The organism is Rhodococcus sp. BUPNP1, from assembly GCF_002215235.1.
GTDB lineage: Bacteria > Actinomycetota > Actinomycetes > Mycobacteriales > Mycobacteriaceae > Rhodococcus.
Window position 1 is genome coordinate 38,940 of record NZ_NERM01000020.1, and the last position, 23,624, is coordinate 62,563.

Annotated in this window: 19 protein-coding genes and 1 pseudogene; 8 read left to right on the plus strand and 12 right to left on the minus strand. The window is 64.7% G+C overall.

Features of this window, described 5'->3' with window-relative positions; genetic code table 11:
• Positions 1–33: 33 nt before the first annotated feature.
• Positions 34–441, minus strand: a complete 408-nt coding sequence (locus B9C99_RS18945; protein ID WP_088898932.1) for a hypothetical protein — start codon at positions 439–441, stop codon at positions 34–36.
• Between B9C99_RS18945 and B9C99_RS18950 the strand changes: the two genes are divergently transcribed.
• Entirely contained in the window at positions 440–1,627 is a 1,188-nt protein-coding gene (locus B9C99_RS18950; RefSeq protein ID WP_301179096.1) for a LysR substrate-binding domain-containing protein, read from the plus strand. The genes B9C99_RS18945 and B9C99_RS18950 overlap by 2 nt on opposite strands.
• Positions 1,628–1,929: 302 nt before the next feature.
• Entirely contained in the window at positions 1,930–2,949 is a 1,020-nt protein-coding gene (locus B9C99_RS18955) for a nucleoside hydrolase (RefSeq protein ID WP_159419418.1), read from the plus strand.
• 262 nt (positions 2,950–3,211) lie between these two features.
• Here B9C99_RS18955 and B9C99_RS18960 read toward each other — a convergent pair.
• The 6 genes and pseudogenes from B9C99_RS18960 to B9C99_RS18985 form a co-directional block, all read right to left on the minus strand.
• Positions 3,212–4,304: pseudogene (locus B9C99_RS18960) on the minus strand (hypothetical protein).
• Positions 4,305–4,648: 344 nt separating this feature from the next.
• Entirely contained in the window at positions 4,649–6,028 is a 1,380-nt protein-coding gene (locus tag B9C99_RS18965) for an MFS transporter (protein ID WP_088898934.1), read from the minus strand.
• 51 nt (positions 6,029–6,079) lie between these two features.
• Positions 6,080–7,090, minus strand: coding sequence for a 2Fe-2S iron-sulfur cluster-binding protein (locus B9C99_RS18970; protein WP_088898935.1), 1,011 nt, complete (start codon positions 7,088–7,090; stop codon positions 6,080–6,082).
• A complete protein-coding gene (locus B9C99_RS18975; RefSeq protein ID WP_230792357.1) occupies positions 7,087–8,007 on the minus strand; it encodes a PdxA family protein in 921 nt (306 codons plus the stop codon). The genes B9C99_RS18970 and B9C99_RS18975 overlap by 4 nt, the downstream gene beginning before the upstream one ends.
• A gap of 77 nt (positions 8,008–8,084) precedes the next feature.
• Positions 8,085–8,555 (minus strand): aromatic-ring-hydroxylating dioxygenase subunit beta, encoded by a 471-nt coding sequence (locus tag B9C99_RS18980; protein ID WP_006552196.1) that lies wholly within the window; start codon positions 8,553–8,555, stop codon positions 8,085–8,087.
• Positions 8,552–9,739: an aromatic ring-hydroxylating dioxygenase subunit alpha gene (locus tag B9C99_RS18985; RefSeq protein ID WP_253250131.1), complete on the minus strand. Its 1,188-nt coding sequence runs from the start codon at positions 9,737–9,739 to the stop codon at positions 8,552–8,554. Before B9C99_RS18985 ends, B9C99_RS18980 begins: the two co-directional genes overlap by 4 nt.
• A 170-nt stretch (positions 9,740–9,909) precedes the next feature.
• Here B9C99_RS18985 and B9C99_RS18990 point away from each other — a divergent pair, with 170 nt between their 5' ends.
• Positions 9,910–10,716, plus strand: a complete 807-nt coding sequence (locus tag B9C99_RS18990) for an IclR family transcriptional regulator C-terminal domain-containing protein (RefSeq protein ID WP_172415007.1) — start codon at positions 9,910–9,912, stop codon at positions 10,714–10,716.
• 840 nt (positions 10,717–11,556) lie between these two features.
• Here B9C99_RS18990 and B9C99_RS18995 read toward each other — a convergent pair.
• Genes B9C99_RS18995 through B9C99_RS19010 form a run of 4 tightly spaced genes read right to left on the minus strand, consistent with a single transcriptional unit; the run spans position 11,557 to position 15,543 of the window.
• A complete protein-coding gene (locus B9C99_RS18995) occupies positions 11,557–12,534 on the minus strand; it encodes a PDR/VanB family oxidoreductase (RefSeq protein WP_088898939.1) in 978 nt (325 codons plus the stop codon).
• Between the two features lie 2 nt (positions 12,535–12,536).
• Positions 12,537–13,043, minus strand: a complete 507-nt coding sequence (locus tag B9C99_RS19000; RefSeq protein ID WP_039584288.1) for a hypothetical protein — start codon at positions 13,041–13,043, stop codon at positions 12,537–12,539.
• The gene (locus B9C99_RS19005; RefSeq protein WP_088898940.1) at positions 13,040–14,227 is read right to left on the minus strand and encodes a zinc-binding dehydrogenase; all 1,188 of its coding nucleotides are present in this window, start codon (positions 14,225–14,227) and stop codon (positions 13,040–13,042) included. The genes B9C99_RS19000 and B9C99_RS19005 overlap by 4 nt, the downstream gene beginning before the upstream one ends.
• Positions 14,228–14,259: 32 nt before the next feature.
• On the minus strand, positions 14,260–15,543 hold the full coding sequence (locus tag B9C99_RS19010; RefSeq protein ID WP_006552202.1) for an aromatic ring-hydroxylating dioxygenase subunit alpha: 1,284 nt from the start codon (positions 15,541–15,543) through the stop codon (positions 14,260–14,262).
• 314 nt (positions 15,544–15,857) lie between these two features.
• Here B9C99_RS19010 and B9C99_RS19015 point away from each other — a divergent pair, with 314 nt between their 5' ends.
• From B9C99_RS19015 to B9C99_RS19030, 4 genes are all read left to right on the plus strand, one after another.
• A complete protein-coding gene (locus tag B9C99_RS19015) occupies positions 15,858–16,688 on the plus strand; it encodes an IclR family transcriptional regulator C-terminal domain-containing protein (RefSeq protein ID WP_230792359.1) in 831 nt (276 codons plus the stop codon).
• Positions 16,689–16,941: 253 nt separating this feature from the next.
• Positions 16,942–18,186, plus strand: a complete 1,245-nt coding sequence (locus tag B9C99_RS19020; protein WP_088898941.1) for a nitrate/nitrite transporter — start codon at positions 16,942–16,944, stop codon at positions 18,184–18,186.
• Positions 18,183–18,977 (plus strand): IclR family transcriptional regulator C-terminal domain-containing protein, encoded by a 795-nt coding sequence (locus B9C99_RS19025; protein WP_088898942.1) that lies wholly within the window; start codon positions 18,183–18,185, stop codon positions 18,975–18,977. The genes B9C99_RS19020 and B9C99_RS19025 overlap by 4 nt, the downstream gene beginning before the upstream one ends.
• A gap of 459 nt (positions 18,978–19,436) precedes the next feature.
• Positions 19,437–20,645: an MFS transporter gene (locus B9C99_RS19030; protein ID WP_253250132.1), complete on the plus strand. Its 1,209-nt coding sequence runs from the start codon at positions 19,437–19,439 to the stop codon at positions 20,643–20,645.
• Between the two features lie 204 nt (positions 20,646–20,849).
• Here B9C99_RS19030 and B9C99_RS19035 read toward each other — a convergent pair whose 3' ends face one another.
• A complete protein-coding gene (locus tag B9C99_RS19035) occupies positions 20,850–22,325 on the minus strand; it encodes an aldehyde dehydrogenase (NADP(+)) (RefSeq protein ID WP_088898943.1) in 1,476 nt (491 codons plus the stop codon).
• A 162-nt stretch (positions 22,326–22,487) separates the two neighbouring features.
• Between B9C99_RS19035 and B9C99_RS19040 the strand changes: the two genes are divergently transcribed.
• A complete protein-coding gene (locus B9C99_RS19040) occupies positions 22,488–23,624 on the plus strand; it encodes a CaiB/BaiF CoA-transferase family protein (protein WP_088898944.1) in 1,137 nt (378 codons plus the stop codon).

Consider the following 23,624-nt stretch of genomic DNA (forward strand, 5'->3'; position numbering starts at 1 on the left):
AGTGTTCCTTACGGCTCAAAGGGGGTGGGAGGATCAGACCGGGACGCCGACGGTGCGCAGGAGTTCGATCTGGCGGGTGATGCACCGCAGGTTCTGCATCAGCACCAGGATGTCGCCTTCGAGCTTCATGTCGCGCTGGAAGCTCGCGGCCCAGATGCCGTGGTACATCGGGGCGGGCACCGGGACGCCGAAGTTACGCCAGGTGTCCGCGCTGGCACGCAGCGCGAACTGGTACGGCACATCCAGCGGACCGGGGTCGATCGCGATGTCCACCACGTTGCCGCGGCTCATCTGGATGACGAACGTGTGGTCGGTCATGTCGAGCAGGTACGAGCAGGTGAAGTACTTGCCGTGTGCCTGGATCTCGGGGTCGGTGTTGTTCGCCTCGGTGAACGAGGCAGCCCAGTCGGCCGTGTCGAGGGCACGCGTAGTGACGGTCATGTGGGATTCCTTCGATGAGGGAGACAGCGAGGCCGAGTGCGAGCACTCGCTCCGGTATGCCGACCCGAATCCGGAAAGTGCTGGCCTCCCGGATGCCGTGCCGGCCATGACAGCCATCACACCTCGTGTCCGCCGGGTGCGTCCAATACCTATCCGGCCCGGATCGATAGGCAATGACTACTGGTCTCTCGGGGTGGTGTTGTCTATCTTCGGAAACATGCAACCCCAGCTCGACCTGCGACTTCTGTCCTATTTCGTGGCAGTTGCCGAAGAGCTGCACTTCGGGCGCGCAGCCGCCCGTCTGCACATCGCTCAGCCCTCACTGAGCGTGCAGATCCGCAAACTCGAGCAGAACCTCGGCGCAGTGCTGCTGCTGCGCAGCAGCAGGCATGTCGAACTGACCCCTGCCGGCCAGATCCTGCTCGACGAAAGCCGCCGGTTGCTGGCGAACGCCGAACGAGCAGTCAACCTCACCCGCGAAGCCGCCCACGGCGTCAGTACCCGCAAGTTGGTCATCGGCTTCCAAGGCAACGCAGCTGCAGAGCTCACACCGCACATTCTCAGCACGTTCCAGTCGCTGCATCCGGGCATCCAGGTCCAGATGCACTCCTACGACTTCTCCGACCCGTATGTCGGGTTGGCCGACGGATCCTCCGATGTCGCCTTCGTCCGGCCCCCACTGTTGATGCAGGACTGGCTGGGCATGGAAACCCTGTTCGTCGAACCCCGCGTGATGGTCGTGTCCGCGAACCATCCGCTCGCCCAGTTGCCCGAGGTGAGCGTCCAACAGGTCACCAACGAGTTCTTCGTCGCACGCAAAGCCCCCGAGAACTGGCGAAACTACTGGCTGGCCACAGAATCGCGCCAAGGCGAACCGGTGCGGGTCGGCGCAGACGTCGCCACCGTCGACGAATGCTTCGAAGCGATCCTCGCCGAGCGCGGCGTGGCATTCTCACAAGCCTCGACGCAACGCTTCTACAGCAGACCGAGCCTGGCATTCGTGCCGGTGACCGACATCCCGCCCACGGCGCTGTCCATCGCCTGGCGCACGGATGTCGCGTCCAAACCCGTACAGGATTTCATCGACACAGCACGCGCTGTGGCCTCGCTCCACACCGTGCCCGGAGCATGGTCCACCCGGCCTCACAACTCGATCACCGAAGGTGCCCACCGCACGACCGGCTGACTTCTCCTGGCCCCTCGAATCGGCATTCCGATCACTGGTGCCTTCTTACCGAACTCATTGCTCAGCGTGCGAGACCTGACCCCGCTATCTCACCGGTCTTCCCCTTCGATGCTCCTGCGCCGGAGGCGCCGAGGGCAACGAGCCCGCGTCCTTCGACACCTGGCTCGTCTCGTTCTTTCATGCGTTGCCGCCGCGGGACCCCGTACCGCCTCTGGGACGGCATCGTCCTCGACGACCCGACCCGGCCCGAGGGCCACCGTCTCACAGAGAACGACAACAGCTTTCAAGATAGAATCGTTTCTATGGGAGAAAATTCAATCAGTGGGGACCCCGTCTTCTACGTCGATTGTGATCCGGGAATCGATGATGCACTGGCGTTGATATACCTCATCAAATGCCACGCCGATCTGCGTGGCATCGGAGCAGTTGCCGGCAATGTCGCTGTGGACCAGGCCGCAGAGAACGCGCGTCGCTGGCTCGCGCTGACCGGCCGCCCCGATATCCCGGTCGCAGTAGGAAGACAGGAACCGATGACCGGGGAATTTTGGGGAGGTGCTCAATGGATCCACGGACCCAACGGGTTCGCCGGCCTGGACTTACCTCCGTCCCAAACGCCCACGGACCATATGGCCGCCGCAGAACGGCTGGTCGCAACGGCTCACGAGATCGGGTCCCGGCTTCACATCATCGCTCTCGGCCCACTGACGAACATCGCGGTCGCACTGGCGATCGACGAAACCCTCCCAGAAACTGTCGGTGCCATCACCATCATGGGCGGCGCTCACCTCGTTCCCGGCAATGTCTCCCCCCACGCCGAGGCCAACATCTTCGCCGACCCCGTCGCCGCATCGCAAGTGTTCTCTGCCCCCTGGCGGAACCTCACGCTGGTACCACTCGACATCACGAACAATCACAGTCTTTCCCGAGCCGACGTGGACCTGCTGCAGACCGCATCCACCGATCCGGCAGTCCAACTCGCTGCAACGATGCTCGCCTACTATCTCGACCGACACCCGGAGTTCGACCACTCCAAATGCCTGTTGCACGACCCCCTTGCCGCAGCAATTGCCCTCGGTTCGGTCAGCTTGAACGAGTCCCCCTCGTGCACGATTTCGGTAGAAACCGACGGAGAGCATCGTGGCCGCACACTCGTGACCTTCGACGAGGACGCATCACCGGACACGTCGGCATCGCGGCACCGCATCGCCTTGTCCGCGACTGCCGATTTCGGCCCCCTTCTCATGAGCGCCCTGCTCCCGAATGCCCAGACACTTCGGGAGCCTGACACACAGATCATCTCTTTGCCCAGTTGCCCACAATGAGCGCCGACCAGGTCACCGACAAGGCCCCCATTGCACGGACACCACCCGAAAACCCACGAAAGCATTGGCTGGTTCAGACGAATCACAACAACTCGGTCACCGATCACCCCACCACAGGCCGGCTCTCACCTACGAGGTCGAGACTGCGTTCTTGTCACGATGGCCCCGTCTCACCGAACCCCGGTCAAGGTGCGAAACCTGACCACAACCATCTCGATTGATCCGTCTTTGATGTTCCCGCCACCGGATGCCCCGAGGACACCTACCCCGTCTCGTTCGACGCCTCGCTCATCTTCTCCATGCGTTGCCGTTGCCGGACCCCGTATGCCGCCTCTCGGACGGCGGCGTCGTCCTCGAGCCCCGACCCCAGCGCCCCACCGATGGTCGCAATGGACGTCAGCAACCAGGTGAGCGTCAGATAATCGGAGAAGCTCACCCCGTGCCCGAGAACACGGGACAGCAGTTCCGGGGGAAGAGTCAAACTCGCAGTAGCCAACAGCAGACAAAACAGAGCCACGTGCAGCACGACGACACCGACGGTCAAGGTCACCACGGTCGCGGTGTTGTACAGCACCGAACGGTCACGCTCCTCCGGCGATTTCGGACGCTCCCACAGTTCATGGTCGAGGATCAGCCAGAGAATCATCGCCATGATCGACAGGACCGTCACCGCACTCATACGCCACGGTCCCATCGTGTCGGCGAACAACCAGATCGTATTGGTGGCCAAGGCGATCGCCCCCGTGGCGAACGCGCCCACGAGAACCTTCGACAGTCCGGTCACCAGCCGCCACGGCCGGTTGGCACGAACCATCCCCGACAACAACCGCAGTCGCCGCAGTCCCGAAGGCGCAAAATACCGGATGCCGTCCTCGATCTGCGTAGACGGAAACTGCCGCGCGGTCCCGGGCGTGAGTTCCGGCTCACCGAGTATGTGGGTGATCGCAAGTTCGGTGACCGTGCGAACGCGACGCTCGATGTCGAAACCACCCACTCCCGCGACCGAGACGAGCGCGAATTTGTGGTCGGCGCTGACGTCGGCCACCACAGGCAGGGTGTCATCGCGGCGCGGCAGATCGGTGAGGTAGACGACGATGTCTTCGTGTTCCGAAGACGGATCGACCGTGTCGATGACCTCCGCGAACTCCGCTTGCTCGTCGGGAAGATACGGTTCGCTGCACACACACCGTCCACCGGCGCTCGACGCGAGCAGAGCTGCGCAGGCGTTCCGGCAGGTACTCCGCAATGCGTTCGGCCAGTGCCGCCGGCTCGCCCGGATCCGCGATCAACAACACCGAGACCTGCTCACCGCCGGCACCGGAACGCGATCCTTGCAGATGCTCGTTCGCCGACACCGTCTCCGCGTACCCGCTCGGTACCCCCGCAAACTCCATGCAGTCGGACGCACATTGCCGTGCAGCGCGACGTCGGCTGTCACCCGACGAACTCGCGAGCTTCCGCGATTCGCGATCTCCATCAACAACCCTGGGCACGGGCCGCCCTCGGTTCGTCGACCTGACGAAAAGCGAACCGAAGGACGGCCCATGCTGTGGAGACGCATTACGGCAGCGCTCACCGAACACCGACAGAGACGGCTCTACCCGGACCTACCCGCAAGCGGGTACGCGGACATCCGTTCGCGGAGCAGCCCCGGCTCCGACTCCTCGGCATGTCGCCGACTCGTACCAGCCGACTCGTACTACTTGTGCGCCAGCGACTGACCTTCCGCCACCGCACGGTCGGGGTGTTTGTCGCTCCGGACCCATCGACCCAGGAGCAGTACCGCCACGCCGGCCACGAGCATGGGAATCGACATCGCATAGAACACTGCACTGGCGGACCACCCCATCCCGAGAGCCGCTCCGACCACGATCGGCCCGACGATTCCACCGATGCGGCCCACACCCAATGCCCAACCGACACCGGTCGAACGCATCGACGTCGGATAGAACACCGCAGACAAGGCGATCAAGCTCTTCTGCCCACCGCTGATACACACACCAGCAAAGAAGTTGGCAGTCAGCAGGACCCACAACGGCGCACTCAAAGCAAGACCGGTCAACGCGACGAACGCGAATCCGACGATGTACACCGTTCCGAGGGTGAGATACGCACCGAGTCGGTCCATACACGGCCCGGTGACAAACGCCGCAGCGATGCCGCCGACAGTCGTCAGGGTCGTAGCGGTGACCACCGTACCCATGTCGTAGTCCAGGCTCGTCATGATCGACGGTAGCCAACTCTGCAGTGCGTAGAACTCACCGAGATTGATGACGAAGACCAACCACAGCAGCAGCGTGCCCAACACCCGGTCACGGGTGAACAGGTTCCTCAGTGCAGTGCGCTGTTCGTCAGGCTGCTTCTCTGCCTCGTAGGTGAAGTCGGAGCCGGCGGCGAGACCGGGATCGATCCTGCGCAGGATCGACCTGACCCGCTTGGGTTCGGCACCTTTGTTGATCATCAAGGTGAGCGAGTCCGGCAGAAAGCGCAGCAATGCCGGGAGCAGCAGAAGCGGTGCTACTGCGCCGACGACCAGCACCGACCGCCAGCCGAAGATCGGGATCAGCCAACCGGAGACCAACCCTGCCGCGACGAAACCGAGGGAGAAACCGCAGTAGATCGCCAGGACGAAGGTCGCTCGAAGACGCTTGGGGCTGTATTCGCCCGTCAGCGCGATGGCACTGGGCGCAGCAGCACCGAGTCCCATTCCGGTGATGAAACGCAACGCCATCAGCTCGGTGACGTTCTGCGACCAGGCCGCGGCCAACGTGCCGAGCGCGAAGAGGACTGTGCTCGCAATAATCATCCGGCGGTGACCGAACCGCTCGGACAGCGGCGAGAGCGCCAGATAGCCGACCATCAGACCGGCGAGAGCGGCAGAGAAGATGGGCCCGAGCACTTGTTTCGACAGACCCCACTCCTCGGCGATGTGGGGCGCCATGTAGCTGATGCTCTGGGTGTCGAAGCCGTCGATGAACATGACCAACCCACACAGGCCGATCACGATGTACTGGTATCGACTCACCGGCCGCGAATCGATGAAATCCGGCAGTGTCACGCGCGATGGTGCGATGGACATGAGTGCCTCACAGTGTCTGGTACCGGGATTCCCGGATGTGGTGGTAGCGGATCACGCGGTGACAACAAGATCGCCCGACGGTACGAAGGCGTCGCAGTAGAAGTTGTCCGGTGCCAAACCGGCCTCGTGGACGAAATCCTCGCGTGCCGCCGAGGTCATTGCGGGACTTCCGCATGCATAGACCTCGTGGCCGCTGAGGTCCGCATAATCCTCGAGCACGGCTCGATGAACGAGACCCGTGCGACCGGTCCAGTCCTCGGCGGGATGCGACAGGACCGGAGTGAAGCAAACCCGGTCCGAAACCGAGGCCCACTTCTCGGGCAACTCGGGCAGGTAGATGTCCTCTTGCCGTCGTGCACCCCAGTAGAGATGCAACGACCGCTCTCCCCCGCGTTTGAGGTGGTCCTCGACGATCGACTTCACCGGGGCGAAGCCGGTGCCGCTGGCGACGAAGATGACGGGCCTGTCCGAGTCGGGGTTCAACGAGAACTCGCCGTAGGGCAGCTCGATTCTCAGTTTGCTTCCCTTCTCGAGCGTGCGAAGCACCTCCTCGGAGAATCGTCCCCCCTGCACGTGACGAATGTGCAATTGCACTCCGTCGTTCTCGTGCGGCGGATTCGCCATCGAATAGTTCCGGCTGTCCCCGTCGTCGAGAAAAACCTTGAGGTACTGACCCGCGGCGAACTTCGCACGCACTCCGGTGGGCAGACGCAGCTGCACGACCGCAACATCGGGTGTCGGGCGAGTGATTCGGTGGACCTTCGCAGTGAGTTGCTTACGTACCACCTTGTCTCGTTCGGTGATCCGCTTCGGTGTGATGTCGACGTCCGTGGTGGGCTGCGCCTGACAGAACAGCACTCCGTTTTCGGGGCCTTGCGCCGTTCCCCGGCCGCGCACCGCGAGGCTGCCGGAATCGAGCGCACCTTCACAACTCGAACACACGCCTTTGCGGCACGAGTACGGGATCGCGTATCCCGCGCGTTCCGCCGCGTCGAGCACACTCTCGTCGGGCTCGCACGGAAAATTGATGTCCGATCCCGTGACGGTTACCTGGTAGGTCATGACGTGACTCCTGCGGTTACGTGTGATGAGGCGCCGACCAGCCGCACCGCCGCGACAACGGCGTCCGCATCGGCTGTTCCCTTGCCGGCGATGTCGAACCCGGCGCCGTGCCCGACACTGGAGAACCGCACGCCGGCGCCGATCGTCATCGCGGCTGCGGTGCGTCCGGCGAGGAGTTTGACGGGAATATGGCCCTGGTCGTGGTACATGGCGACGAACGCGTCGAAGCTGGTATCGCCGAGCATGAGGTCGGCTCCGACCGGTCCGCAGGCGTCGATCCCTGCGGCGCGCAGCCGCTCGACCGCAGGCGCTGTCACCCGCAGATCGTCGTCGCCGAACAGGCCGCCTTCTCCGGCATGCGGATTGATACCGAACACGCCGATACGCGGGGACGCGATGCCCTGGTCCTGAAGAGTCTGCACCACAGCGTGCGCTGCCCTGTACACCAGCTCCGGTGTGAGGCGCCCGAGCGCATCTTTCAATGATTCGTGCAAGGTGGCGTGCACGATGCGCAGGCCGGCACCGACGAGCATCAGGAAAACCTCGTCCCGTCGCGCGCCGACGAGTTCGGCCAGCATGCCTGGATATCCGTTGAAAGAGATACCGGCGGCGTTGATCGCGGTTTCCGAGTGCGGGCACGCGACGATGCCGCGGGCTCCACCGCCCTGCAGGCAGCGCACCGCGCGTTCGAGGTACGCCACGGTCGCCGTCCCAGCTTCTGCGCTCACCCGGCCCGGAGCGAACGCTCCGGGGGGCAACGAGTCGACGGGGAGCATGTCGACCACACCGGCGAGGGGTGCGCGGTGGCCGTCGACCGTCTCGCGGAGCGTCATGCCGGCCTGGTGGGCGAGCGATTCGATGACATGTCGATCGCCCACCAGGACCGGATTGAATGCGGGATGTTCCTGTGCTGCCACGACGGCTTTCACCGCGATTTCGGGGCCGATTCCGTTCGGGTCGCCGATTGTGAGCAGGACCCGCGGCGGGGACCCGTTCATAGTGGGAGCGCCAGCAAGGTATCGATGTTGGTGCTGTCGCACACCACGACCCGTTCGGCAATCTTCAACTGGCCGTCGACCTCCACGTACCGGTCGACATATCGCCCGCTGGTGAAGATGTCGGATTGGCCGTCACGCATCACCCGCACCACCAGGAAACTGGTTTCGGCATGGATACCGTCGCCGTTCTCGTCCAGCACCAGGGGCTGGCCCAGGATATGACGGTAGGTGTGTCGCTCGTAGATGTTGGCTTCGCGCAGTGCCGATACGCGGTCGACGAGCATGCGGCGAGTGTTGGCCCATACCAGTCCTGCGGGCAGGCCCTCGCTGTAGTTCTGCGCGGTGGTGATCCGGTACATGCAGTCCTCGACGAAAAAGTCCGGCCAACGCTCGAGCGGGCCCTCGTCGATGCAACGGGAGTAGTCGGCCTGCACACGGCCGATTCGCTGGAAGTCGTTCATGCTCATGCCTCTTCCTGTCGGTTCATCGCGGTCCGGTATGCCTTCCAGAAGCCGCGTACCGATGCTTCGGTGACACGGCTCTCGCTGGATTCGGCCAGACTTCCTCCCATTTCGAGCACTGCAGACTCGCTTGCTGCACCTGCGATTCCGCGTTGCACGAAACCTCCGACGCAGCCGTCCTCCATCGAGATGTAACCTGCGGGGCCCACCAGGTTGGACTGCTTGAGACGGATCTCCCGCTGCTCGGGCGTGTCTTCTTCGAATCCGAGATATGTCCAGTTCAAGCGGGTTTGCTCGACTCCGGTCGGGAGGATCTGGCGCACGGCCACGGAGTTCTGGATCTGTTGCAGCACGAAACCCGGGAAGACGGAGAGGATCTGCAGCGTCGTATCGTCGCCGACCTCGCTGAACCCCTGGAGCAGCGACGGATCGGCCAGTTTGTAGGCGCTTTCGGATCGGATGTTCTGGTCGGCGTAGGCGACGTCCTTCTCGGCGTCTCGGTCGATCGCCGAGTAACTGACGTGGTGGCCGCCGCTCTCGTCGACGATGATCCCGCCGCGCTGCGACAGGCGGTTGAGTTCGAAGGTGGTGAAGAACAGGTGCAGGATGCTGGCGTGGTAGGAGTCCTTGACGTTCTCTACGTACAGCTTCCAGTTGTTGGGAAGCACCTGCGTGAAGCGTCCGATGATCTCGGGCGTACGGCCACTGAGGACCCGGGCGATCCGGCTCGTGATCTCTTCGCCGAGATACTCTTCGATGTCCGGCACGTCATCGGAAAAGCTTCCGAAGACCAGGCCGTGGAGGACGGCGATGCGCATCTTGCGCGGGCCGTGATCCTCCATGCAGAACGAATCAGGCATTCCCCCTTTGCCTTTGATTCCGTCTTTGAAGGCGACGCCGGTCAGATCGCCCTGCAGGTTGTAGCTCCAGGCGTGGTAGACGCAGGTGAAATCCTTCGTGTTCCCGCGGTCGTCCAGTGCCAGGAGGGCACCTCGGTGGGCACAGCGGTTCTCGAATCCGTAGAGCTCCCCGTCGCGATCACGTGCCACGATCACCGGCGTCTCGCCGACGAAGGTCGAGCAGTAGTCTCCCGGGCCGGCCACCTCTGCCTCGAGGCACAGGTAGCTCCAATACGGCCCCTGGAACAGCTTGGTCTGCTCGGCGGCGTAGACATCCTGGTCCTGGAACACCCGATACGGCACTCGGGTGAGGTCGTCGGTCCACTCCACCGGGGTCTCGCGGCCTGTGTCGACAACGCTGCTTTCCATTATTTCTCCTCAGTCTGGACAACCAGTCGGGACATCAGAGAACTCGCTCGCTTGGGCTTGACACACCCCGCGCTTGTTCGTATAACGAACAGATGAGCAATTCTCGAACAATTAAGCAGGACGCCCAAGAAAGTGTCAAGAGTTCTTCCCGCGCCCCCGAAGGAATGGCCGGATTGGCGAAGGGTCTGGCGGTCATCGAAGCCTTCGACATCCGCCACCCACAACTGACCGTCACCGATGCCGCACAGCGGACCAACACCTCTCGCGCCGCGGCACGGCGCTGCCTGCTCACCCTCGTCGAGCTCGGCTACCTGACCCACGACAACGGAAACTTCCGCCCGACACCGAGAATGCTCCGTCTCAGCGGCGCCTATCTGGACACCGCGCCGCTCCCGCAACTCGCCCAGCCGCAATTGACCGAGGCTCGCGATGCGTTGGACGAATCGGTATCGCTCGCTGTTCTCGAAGACGGGTGGGCCCTGTTCGTCGCCCGCGCCGAGGCCACCCGGATCGTGTCGACCGGAGTCCGGGTCGGCGCCAAACTGCCCGCCCACAACTCGGCAACCGGTCGAGTACTGCTGGCAGGACTGACCGATACGCAACTGGACGACTATCTCCGACAGTGCAACCTCCAGACACGCACACCCCAGACGCTGACCGATATCGATGCCGTCAGGGAACGGATTCTGGCAGCAAGGGAGAGCGGCATGGCGTATACCGACGAAGAAATCGAACGCGGCATGCTGTCGATAGCCGTACCGGTCCGAACCGCCCGCGGTGAAACCGTGGCGGCCATGAGTGTCAGTGCATCCACTGCCAGAACCACCCTCCACGACCTCCAGAAAGCGGCCGTGCCCGTACTGAACGAGTACGCCGGAAGGCTCGGCCGGCTTCTGTGAGATCCCTCGAAGGGTGCACCCGGGCGCGACATCCGTGCGCGAACCGAGCGCGAAACGATCACTGCACCCTGCAGGCGTGCCTCCGGAAGAACACCGACATCAAGGATGCGACGACCGATCCATGGAATCAGGTCTTGATGCGGTCCTGAACACCTCAAGAAGACATGCGCGAGGGCGGTTCGCAGGGCCCTCAAAGGGTGCGAGGTCGACAAGTATGAGAACTTCTACCCGCGAACAACAGTGCCCACGTGCACGGACAGCTGGTCGCACTATCGGCGCTTCGGCGCTGGCGACAGGTCTCCAGGACCGGCAGGCCGGACGTCATCGACGTCCGGCCTGACAGTCCTGCGAGGGCAACGAGGCACTCGCGGGGATAGCCGATCTCGCCGCGGTGATTGGTACGGAATCCGAGTGCACGGTCGACGATTCCGCTCCGCACGCGGTAGTCGGCGCCCGCGGGGTCAGCACATCGGCTGGTGGAACGATTCGATCGATCATCGCTGCAGCGACCATCCGGTCGCCGCAGCTTCCACCCCGCCCGAAGAATGGACGAGCGCTCGTCAGGGCCGCCGAGGTGTGTTCGCGGCCGGAAGAAAGGCGCTGGAAGTCTCACCGATCGCGTCGTCCAGGAAGTTAGATCCGATACCGGAATCGAGGGACGCGATAGCCCCTGCCGATGCGGCACCGTCGACGCATGGTTCGAGAAGTTCTTCGGCAACGAGCATGCCCGGTTGCAGCAACCGCAGGCCCTGCAATGGATAGTGCGAGTGCGGGTGGTCCGTCCCGTGATCTGAAAACGTGGGAAGGCGGACACCCGACTCCTCGCAGCATCCCGCTACGTCAAGCGTCGAGGACCAGCGTGGGTGTGCGAGAACGTCCGACACAGATCATCATCGTCTGGCCCTTGTCTCGGTCTGCCTGAGAGAGGATCGAATCGTGATGTTCGGGAACTCCGTCGAGCACGCGGGTTTCGCAGGACCCGCAGAATCCGTCCTCGCAGGAGTACAGGATGTTCGGGTTCGCTTCGAGAACGACTTCGAGCAGGGTGCGGTCTGCAGGCACCTTCAACGTGCACCCGGTCCGGCGCAGTTCGACCTCGAATTCGGTGGGCGACTGCCCGTCCGATGCGTCGGCAGCCTCGGAAGAATCGACCTCCACGACAGGGGCACCGAACCGCTCGAAATGAATTGCTTCGTCACCGAGCGCCGGACCACACACCGATTTGACCGCCTGCAGTAGACCTTCGGGGCCACAGCAGTACACGGCGGTGCCGGCCGGAACGTCGGCCACGGCGGCTGCCAGGTCGAGGTTTCCGAATTCGTCTGCAGGACAGACGTCTACTTCGCCGAGTCCGCAAATCTCTTCCACGAATGCCATCGTGGCGCGGCTGCGGCCGCCGTAGAGTGCGGACCAGCTGGCGTTCTCCCGTGACAGTTTCCGTGCCATCGAAAGAATGGGAGTGATTCCGATTCCTCCGGCGATCAGGAGGTAGTGGGGTGCAGGCTCGAGGGCGAAGTGGTTGCGGGGTCCCCGCACCGCGAGGAGGTCCCCCACCCGGACACTGTCGTGGATTTCCTTCGACCCACCGCGTCCTTGCTCTTCTTTGAGAACGGCGATCCGGTAGGCAGTCTTGTCCTCGGGGTCACCACACAGGCTGTACTGCCGAACGGTCCCGGAGGGCAGCACGAGGTCGATATGTGCTCCGGGCTCCCATTCGTCGAGGGCGGCCCCCTCCGGGTGCTCGAGGGTCAGCGACAACACGCCGTCGGATTCGAGTCGTTGTTGCCGGACCACGAGGCGGCTGGTCTCTTGTGTCATTGTCAGATCCTTGAGGTCGAGAGAACTGGCGCGTAAGCACCCGGGGTGCGGTATCCCCCTTTGAGAACGTCGACGAAGGCGGTGGCGAGAGAGACCTGGGTGAGGGACACCAGCATGTCGAGTTCCATCCGCAGTACTGCCATCGCTTCGGCCCCTTGCGGGCTGTCCCAGTCCTGTTGGTCGATCAGGACACCGGCGAGCAGGTTGCCCGATTCGCGGGCTGCTTCGGCCATGGCGGTGGCGAAGCCGATGGGGACCTGGGGCAGTACCGAACCGATGAGAATGACCATGTCCGATTCGGTGACCAATTCGTCGATACGACGCACCACCGTGGCCTCGGCGTTGATGTCGCGTACGGCCGCCTCGGCGGGCGAGTGCGCGGTGACGACGTCGACATCGGTCAACCCCGCCCGAGCCATCTGCTCGACCAGGTCGTCACCGGACTTCCCCAGGGGCACCAGCAGTATTCGAGCTACGTAGGACAGCCGGCGGGGTGTCGTCTCGCTCATGACAGCGTTCCTCGTTTCTGAGTGTTCGGGCGGCGCAACTGTGGACGGATCACGACGTGGGGGCTCACCGGCCCCTGTCCGGTGGCCATCCGCCCCAACATGTCGTCGACCTCGTCGAGGCCGACGTCGACGGAGGGCACGATCTCCAATCCGGATCGGCCGCCGGCGAGAAGTTCGATGCTGCGTGTGACTGCATCAGGAGAGCGGCCTCGGACACCGACGATGGTGTTGGCGCCGCGCACCAGAGATTTGAGATCGAGTTCGCAGACCGGGGTCGACCCCAATCCGCCGATGACCAGCCGGCCCCGCTTGCGCAGCACACGGGCGGCGGCGGCCACGGCCTGTCCCCCGAGTCCGACGGTGTCGAGGAGTACATCGGCTCCCTCACCGCCGGTGGCTCGCAGGATCAGTTCGGCAAGGTCGTCGTTGTCGTTGATCACCGGCACCGCACCGAGAGATTCGGCGATCTCGAGGCGCCCGGCCGACTCCGGTACCCCGATCACGACGATGCGGGCGGCACCGACAGCCCGGGCTGCGGCTACTGCGGAGATACCGTGGTAGCCGGGGCCGATGATCACGACCGTCGACCCCTCCTCGGCGCCGCCGGCATCGACCGTCCAATCCAGCGCGTTGGCGAAGGGCTGTGTCCACGCTGCGAGGTCCGCATCGAGATCCGCCGGTAGGCGGTACACGAGGCTGTTTGCGCTGAGCTGCATGTATTCGGCGTTGCCGCCGTGCAGACCGGACCCGTCGTTCGCCGGGACCAGACCTACTCGCCGCTTTCCTACGAACAGATCCGTCTGGGGGCACATGCGGTGATCACCGATGCGGCACGCCGGGCAGTCCTGCTGCATACACGGCAGGTACTCCTCCAGCGCGACCCTGTCGCCGGGCCGCACGTCCCATGCGGCGGACTGGGTCCGATCCACCGAGACGACGGTCCCGACGACGTGATGGCCGAGCACTGTGGGCGAGTCCAGTCCGGCCCGATAGAGACCGACATCGGTTCCGCACACCGCGGAGGATTCGACTTCGAGCCAGCCCACGGCACCGACGGCTGCGCTGGTGTCGAGGTGGCGGATGGTCGTTGTTGTGTCGGGCATCGATACCGCGGCGCGGACCATCGTCGGCGGGCCGGCTAACGAGGGTGTCGATGCGGTGTCGATGTCGGCTCTATTGGTCACGACGGATTCCTTGCTTCTTGTTGCCGGAGTGGTCAGATGGAGACGAAGTCTTCGCCTTCGACCATGCGGAGTGCGTCCTCTGCACCTTCCTGGAAGGGCGTTGCCTTCGGCAGCAGGACCGAGGTCGACCGCACACGCTGGTGTTCGGGCTGCAGGCCGGGCAGGGTTTCCGCTTCGAGTTCCTCGAGGGCGGCGAGCAGTCGGCGGCGGGCCAAGATGATGCCGGCGTCGGAGGTTCCGAGGCGTTCCTTGGTGCGATCGCAGATTGCTCCCATCGATTCCTGCAGGGAGAAGTCCTGGGCGGCGATGCCCTCGATGCCGGAGAACGTCTTCTTCTGCTTCTGGGCCTCGCGGTCCATCAGATAGTCGTTGTCCTTGTTCGCCAGCGTCCGGTAGGTCCCGGGGATGTACTTGGCGTGGATTCCGTCTCCGTTGCGCATCGACGCGAGTTCGTCCTCGCGCAGCTCCCGGGTGGGGTGGTAGTTGATGCTCCACGCCCAGCACGTCTCGTCGTCGATGGGCACCCAGGCGTGCCCGCCGAGCGGATTGTGGGTGCCGAACGGGGGAATGATGGTGTACCAGGGCATGATCCACTGGGTGATCCGCCAGTAGTACTCGTCGTCGTTGGCGTTGCGGCGAGCACCGATGACCAGACCGCCGTCGCTCTCGGCGACCTCGAACTTGGGGCGGGTGTCGGCCTTGAGGTACTTGTTGCCCTCGGTCCCCGAGTGCATCGGGTCGTCGTCGAGGTTGAATCGGTGGGCGAACGAGACGTGGCTCGAGTCGATGCCGCCCTCCATTGCCTGCAGGTAGTTCGTCTCCTGCAGTCGCTTCGAGACGAATCGGTGGCCGTCGCCGAGCATGGCCCATTCGAGTTCGGGGAGTTCGGGCTTGAGCTCGGGCGGACCCATGTACGTCCAGATCACGCCGCCGCGCTCGACACACGGGTATGCCTTCTGCTTGATCCGGGACTTGAACTTCGAGTCCTCCGGTTCGGACGGCATGTCGACGCAGTTGCCCTCGACGTCGTACTTCCAGCCGTGGTATGCGCAGCGCAGGCCGCAGTCCTCGTTGCGGCCGAAGTACAGCGAGGCGGTGCGGTGACTGCAGAACTCGTCGAGCAGTCCGAGCCTGCCCTGGGTGTCGCGGAATGCGATCAGTTGCTCGCCGAGCAGCTTGACCCGGACCGGGGCGCAGTCCGGCTCCGGCAACTCCTCCGCCAGCAACGCCGGGATCCAGTACCGGCGGAAAAGCCGGCCCATGGGCGTATCGGGGCCCGTCTGAACCAGCAGAGTGTTCTGGTCTTGCGTCAGCATGGCAGTCCTTTCGACCTTCAACGACTGATTGCGTCCGAATAGCGCGCACGTGCGCGGAAATTGATCGGTGGGAGCACTGTGGCACACGTCGCTTCGCACCGTCAACCATGGGCGGCCTTACTTTTCGCCCTAAGACCCCTGGTACTCGCTGTTTCTGTCGCCGGGACACGCGATGGATCACCACCGGCGAAGGTGCGCACGCCGCCGTGGAAGGTCCGAAAAGAACGCGCATATGCGCGCACATCGGACTCCACTACACTCGCGGTCGTGGGATCGAAGAAGCCCACTCAGTGAGGGCACCGGAGAGGGAACAGATGACGCGAGCCAATAGCGCGGTGGACGCCATGCCGACGTCGACCCCCGTGCGGCCGGCCCGCCCGAAGGACGCGGTCCAATCACTCGAACGCGCCATCGCAGTGCTGACCGCCTTCGACCGCGAGCATCGCCACCTCACACTGACCGAGGTGGCAGAGCGGTGCCGACTCCCCCGCTCGGCGGCGCGCCGATTCCTGCACACCCTCGTCGAACTCGGATTCGTCGAGGTCTCCGGCCGCAAGTTCACCCTGACACCGCAGGTACTCGAGCTGGGCTATGCCAACCTGTCGAGGTTCACCCTCGCCGACGTGTGCCAGCCACACCTCGAGGCACTTGCGCGAAACCTGGGTCTCTCCGCGTCCGTCACAGTGCTCGACGGTCCGGACATCCGGTACGTCAGCAGAGTGGAGGTTGCGTCCGGCATGTCGGTGTCCTTGAAGGCGGGCAGCCGATTGCCCGCCCATCGGACAGCGACCGGACGGGTGCTGCTGGCCGCACTTCCCGAAGCCGAACTGAACCGACATCTCGACTTCTCGGCTCCCCAGGACCCGCACCCGGCGCCCGCCCACGACGAGCGCAGTCGACTCGAGCGCGAATTGGACATCATCCGCCGCCAGGGCTGGGCCTTCGCCGACCAGGTTCTCGATGTCGGAGTGCAAGCGTTGGCCGTGCCGCTGCGCTCCCGAACCGGCCGCGTCGTCGGCGCACTCACCGTGTCGATGTACCAAACGCACGAATCCGCGCGCACCCTGGTTCCGCGGTACCTTCCCCCACTCCTCGAAACCGCCGGTCGAATCTCCCTGGAACTGCGCGCCGGAATCGACGTCTGAGCGCATCCCATGCCGCGAGGACGCGCACGTCCACCCGTCGCCGAACACCCACGGCGTGCTCCGCGGCCTCCCGTCACATGTCGCCACGCTTCGATGGCCCACGAGAGTCGGGGACGCGGCGAGGTAGGTGCCACACCCTAGGACGTGCGACACTTGCGTCCGAAGATAGGTTTCTTGAACGCTATGCGGACGCTTTGCGCTGAGATCGTGCGCACCGTCGCGCAGCGATAGGACTGTCGATGGAGTGCCTGTAGTGAACAACCGCAATTCCCGAGCACTACTGCCGTTGCTGACGGCAGCCATGGCGATCGGCCCACTGCTGACCTACGGCCTGAGCGCGACGAGCGCGCTGGTCATCGACTCGCTCGGCATCACCGCGGCGCAGTTCGGAATGCTCGCCACGCTCAGCTTCCTGGCGGCGGCTGCCCTGTCCCTGACCTTCGGGCGATTCAGCGACCGCTTCCCCGCTCGCGCACTGCTCGTCACGATCTTCGCGGGCGCCGCACTCTCGTTCGTCATCGCGGCGCTGTCGACGAACTACCTGTGGCTACTCGCAGCCATGGCCTTGTCCGGGGCTGCACAGGCCCTGTCGAATCCCGTCACCAACCGCGTGATCAGCGATAATGCCCCACCGGCCAAACGCTCTCCCTGGATCGGAGTGAAGCAGTCCGGGGTGCAGGTCAGCCAACTCGCCGCCGGAGTCGGATGCCCCACCCTGGCACTTGCCTGGGGATGGCGAGGCCCACTATGGGTCGGCGCGGCCATCGCGGGCATCTCGGCCCTCTGGGCCTGGCGTTGCGCACCGTCCCGGAACCGTTCCCAACGGCCGGCGAGCGCCCCCGAGCGTGCCGCACCCTCCTCCGACCGCACCGAGCGCCGCACCCTGCCTCCGGCCGTCTGGCTGTTCGCCGCCTACGCCTTGTTCTCCGGCGCCGCCCTTCAGGCCACCAACGTCTATCTTCCGTTGTTCGCGCACGACGAAATGGGATTGAACCTGACCGTGGCCGGGCTGACCGCCGCGATCGCCGGCCTGATCGGTGTCACCGCGCGAATCGGCTGGGGCCGCGCGCTTTCCGGAAGAACCGGCCCCTTCACCCTGCTACTGGTCCTCGCATCGGGCTCCCTGCTCGGCGCACTCGCCCTGCTCGGTGCCGAACTCTGGGGATGGCTTGCCCTCCTGTGGATCGGCGTCGGCGTGCACGGTGCGACCGCCCTCGCAGCCAATGTGGTGTTGATGGCCGGTGCGCTCCGCGTGGTTCGGACCAGCACCGTAGGCCGCGCCTCGAGCGCCATCGCAGTCGGGATGTATCTCGGATTCGCCGGCGGGCCCGCTCTGATGGGCCTGCTGACCGATCACACCGGCGGATTCGCGACCGGCTGGTCTGCGGCGGCAGCGCTGTACGCAGTATGCGTCGCGCTCGGCCTCTGGGGGATCCGCACTTCTCACGCCCCCACTCGATCGGCAGCATCACACGAAGTAGATAGGTTGAGCCTGTGAGCGAGAACGAAGCAACCACGACGACCCCGGAGCAGAACCGCGATCACGTTCAAGCTCTCGGCCGGGGGCTCGAGGTACTCAAACTGTTCGGGCGAGAACGTCGCCCCCTGTCGGTCACCGAAGTCGCGACCCTCGCCGGTATCACCCGCACCGCGGCCCGGCGCTTCGTGCTGACACTCGAGTACATGGGCTATCTGTCCTACGACGGCACCGCCTACACCGCCCGCCCCGCGATACTCGAGATCGGCGACGCCTACGTCCTGAGCAGCGGACTTCCCGAGATCGTCCGGCCCCACCTCGAACGCCTGGCCGAGCAGACGCAGGAGACGGCCTCGCTCACCGTGCTGCATCACGACAGGATCTTCTATGTCGACCGGGTCCAGGCCGACCGGGTCCTCACGGTCGAAATCGTGGTCGGGACGAGTCTGCCGGCCTACGCCGTCGCCACCGGTCGTGTACTCCTGGCCGACCGCACCGATGCCGAACTCGACGCCTATCTGGCTAGCGTGGACACCCACAGTTACACCGCGGCCACCACGATCGACACCGACGAACTACGCGAGAAGATTCTCGCCGCACGCAACGAGGGATGGTCGCTGGCGGATGAGGAACTCACCGAGGGAGTGCGGTCGATCGCCGTGCCCGTTCGCGACGCCGAAGGCTACGCAGTCGCTGCTCTCAACGTCTCCGCCCAGTCCTCGCGGGTATCACTCGATCACATGCGGGGATCGATCCTCACCGCTCTGCGCACTGCGGCCGAGCAGATCCGCGAGGAGCTCGCAGCCGTGTGAGGGCCCTGTCCGGTGATCGCGGTCGTCATCGGGACAGCGCCCTGCGCGCCGCGTGATCGACGGATCGAGCGGCGATCACACGATCCGGCCGGTGGGAGCCTCTGCAGACCGGGCCAGCGAGCTAAATGCGTCCGAATAGCGCGCAATTGCTCCACAAACGGACGCAAACATTGTGTGAACGCGATCACCTTGATAAAACAGGTGCAGCGCTCGACCGGTCGAAGGTGACCCACCCTGAACTTTCCGCGACATACCCCCTCGTGACGTTCACAGTCCCTTCCACACCTCGACTGCACCAACGCTATTCGACCGACGGCAGCGATCCTCTCCCCCGAGAACCCGGGTAGCAGCAACCCAACCCGAGACCCCCTTATCGCGCCGAGACCAGACAGGAAACCCCTCGTGCAGACGATTTCCACATCACCTGATCAACAGGCACGCAACCGATATCGGTGGGTCGTGCTCGTGCTCTGCTGGCTCGCCTTCACCATGACCTCCGTCGATCGCTCCACCTGGGGCCCGGCATCGGTGTTCGTCGGCGAGGACCTCGGCGTACCACTGGCCAGCCTCGGCGTGTTCGCCACCGCGTACTACATCGGCTACGTCTGCTCCAACGCCCTCACCGGGGTGCTCTCCGACCGGTTCGGTGGCCGCGAGGTGGTCACCGTCTCACTCGCCGGCGCAGGCGTGTTCATGATGATCTTCGGATCGACCACCTCCGCGGTCATCGGCATCGGCGTGCAAGCAGTCGTCGGCTTCTTCGCCGGCGCGGATTACGCCGCAGGCGTCAAGCTCCTGGCAAGCTGGTTCCAGCCCAAGGAACTCGGCAAGGTCATGGGACTGTTCACCTCCGCGACCTCGCTCGGCACCGTCATCGCCAACACCGCCGTCCCGTGGATGATCAACCACTACAGCTGGCACGCCTCCTACCATCTTTTCGGTGCCATCTCGATCGTCACGGCGGTCATCTGTTACGTGATCATCCGGCCGGGACCGGTCACCAACACGATCGCTACCGCAGGCGACGGCAAGCGCCCCTCCGCCTGGAAGACCCTGACCACCAACCGCGATCTCATGCTGCTCTCCCTCGCCGGATTCGGCGGGTTCTGGGGCACATACGGATTCGTCACCTGGTCCAACGCCCTGCTCATCAAGGGACACGGCGTTTCCGGCACCACCGCCGGGTTCATCGTGGCGATCTTCGCGGGCGTGGCGGTCGTCAGTAAACCCCTCACCGGAATACTCGGCGACCGGATAGGCAGCGCCCGAAAGCCCGCGATCGTCATTCTCGCGCTGTTCTCCGTCATCCTGATCTTCTTCGGAACGCTGGACAACGTCCCTGCGCTCCTCATCGCAGCACCCATCCTCGGTCTGGTCGGTTACGGATACCTGCCCCTGATCGTCGCAATGATCCCCCGCCTGGTCTCGAGCGAGGTCACCGGCACAGCCGCCGGCGCATCCAACGCCTTCTGGCAGATCGCCAGCACCCTCGTCCCCCTCGCCATCGGCGCGGTCTTCTCCGCCACCGGCTCGTTCCTGGCAGCGTTCGCAGCCCTCGCCGTCGGACCGATGATCGGCGCAGTGATCCTGTACTTCGTCGACGAGAACGGCGGAAAGACCACCGTCGCCGACACAGAACCGGTCACTCCCGACACCATCACCTCCTGAGACCCACAACCAACGACACGGCGGCCTCCCTCCGGAGACCGCCGTGTCGTTGGTTGTGCAGCACACCTGGGCGCAACTACCCGCGCCGGTCCGGAAGGTCGTGTGACACAACGCCACATACAAACCCGGTCCGGAGCCACGCAACAGACGTAGTCCTCTGCGCACCCAGTCCGAACCGAGGCGACATCGCGAGCACCGGTGGCCCTACGACAGCCGGCCGTTCACCCGGCGGGGGATACCCCACGGGTTCGCATCGACGAGAGCGGACGGCAGGTTCGCTTCGGGCACCGACTGGTAGGCGACCGGACGCAGGAACCGCCGAATCGCGGTCGCTCCGACGGAGGTGTGTACCGAGTTGGTGGCCGGGTAGGGACCACCGTGGTGCTGAGCCCAACCCACGGCCACACCGGTGGGCCATCCATTCCAGATGACGCGCCCCGCACGGCGCGCAAGCGCACCGAGCAGTCCCGCAGCATCGGGATCGTCATCGGTTCCGTGGACGGTCGCTGTCAACGTGCCCGGCAGGACAGCCATCGCCGCGTACAACTCCTCGATCGATGTGTATGTCACGATCAGCCCGAACGGACCGAAGCATTCTTCGAGCAGGTCCTGAGGGTTTCGACACAGTGCCCGAGCGTCGGTCACGCCGATGACCGGGCGCACCGACAGATCGTCCAGACCACTTTGCTCGGGCACTGCCACCGGCCGGACCTCGGGATGGTCGAGGATCTGCTGGGACACCTCGAGAAACGACTGACGGATCCCTGCGTGCAGCAGACGGAACGAATCCTCGGCGACCGCGGTTCGAACGAGCCACTCGATCGAACTCTGCTCGGGAACGAACAGCAGCCCCGGCTTGGTGCAGAACTGCCCCGCGCCGAGCAGCAACGATTCGAGGAACTCGCCGGCGATCTTGCCCGACCGGTCCTCGGCGGCCGCAGGTGTCACGAACACCGGATTGGTGCTGCCGAGCTCACCGTAGAACGGGATGGGATCCGGGCGGCCGGCTGCCAGATCTGCCAGCGCACGGCCACCCGATGTCGAGCCGGTGAACCCGACGGCGGTGATACGCCGATCCTGGACGAGCTGACGTCCGATCTCGGCGCCCTGCACAACCCCGAAGGTGCCGTCCGGGGCGCCGCCCGCCCGCAGTCCCTCGGAGATCGCCCGCGCATAAGCGGCGGTCAATCGCGGCTGAGCGGGGTGGGCTTTGGCCACGACGGGGCAGCCGGCAGCCAATGCCGAAGCGGTGTCTCCGCCGCCGAGTCCGAATGCGAACGGAAAGTTGCTCGCACCGAACACTGCGACAGGTCCGGTGGGCACGAGCATCCGACGCAGATCGGGACGCGGAGCAGGGTGCGCATCCGGATCGGCCGTGTCGATGATCGCTTCCAGCCAGGAGCCCTCCTCGACGACCTCGGCGAACATCCGCAGCTGCGTCGTCGTCCGCGTGACTTCGCCGCGCAGGCGCGGCTCGGGCAGTGAACTGTCGGCGGCCGCCAGCGGCACCAGTTCCGACGCTGTGGCGTCGAGCGCATCGGCCACCGACCGCAGAAGGTGCGCTCGCTCGTGCAGATCCGTACGAGCAAGAGGCGCCGCGGCGGCCTCGGCGGCGTCGAGAATCCCCTCGTAATCCTGCGCGGTGGTGTCGAGGAGAGTGTCTGTCGCAGTGGTTTCCATTGCTGTCCTGTCGAATTCGGAGCGTCCCGTGCTGAGTGTGTGGATCTCAGTGTGCGGGAGAACCGATGTGATGCGACATCTCCACATGGAGATGGTGTGAGTGCAGTCACCGCCTCCAGGATGGGTATCACACGAGATACCGCATGACTTTGGAGGACGACGATGACCGCAACGACAGGACCACTCGCGGGGGTTCGGGTACTGGATATGACACGTCTGGCGCCCGGACCGTACGCGAGCATGCTGCTCGCGGACCTCGGCGCAGAAGTGATCGCAATCGGTGGTGGTCGTTCCGGGCTCCCTGTGCCCGCGCTGTCGCGAGGCAAGGAATTCATCTCGCTCGATCTCAAGACCGCCGACGGCCTCGACGCCCTGCACACCCTCGTTTCGGAAGCCGACGTCTTCATGGAAGGATTCCGCCCCGGGGTGGCAGACAAGCTGGGCGCCGGCTACGCGGAACTGTCGGCCCTCAATCCCGGACTCGTCTACTGCAGCGTGACGGGCTACGGCCAGAACGGGCCCATGGCGCAGCGCGCCGGGCACGACATCAACTACCTGGCCATCGCCGGTGCCCTCGGGACCTTCGGCCCCTCGGATCACCCGCCGACACTGCCGCTGAACCTGGTCGCCGACTTCGCAGGCGGCGGATTGCTGTCGGCATTCGGCATCATGTCCGCCCTCTACGACCGCACGCGTACAGGCAAAGGCCGGTACATCGATGCCGCCATGGTCGACGGCGTGCTGTCGATGATGGGAATGAACTTCGTCGATTGGCAGACGCCGACGCTGCCCGGACGTGGACACGGCGTACTGACCGGATCGATGCCGTTCTATCGGTGCTACCGCTGCTCCGACGATCGCTACGTCGCAGTCGGGGCCCTCGAGACCGCCTTCTTCGAACGGTTGTGGACCACCCTCGACCTCGGTTCCGTTCCGAACCATTTCGACGAGTCCACCTGGGACCACATCGAAAAGTCACTGACCACAGCATTCGAGACGAAGACGATGGCGGAGTGGACCACAGTGTTCGCCGATGTCGATGCCTGCGTGACACCGGTACTCGAACCGCACGAACTGGCCACCTTCGATCAGATCGTGGCCCGGGACCCGGACTTCACACTTCATTCGGTCCCCGTGGTCCCGGTGTTCTCCGACGGCCCGACACGGCGCGCCACCGACACCCACGTCAAGACCGAGGACGTGCTGCGCCGTGCCGGTGTCGCCGAAGACCTCGCCCAACGGGCGGCCGCAGCCGGTATCCCCTCGTCCGTGACGGGTCTGAGCTGGCCCCCACTGTGA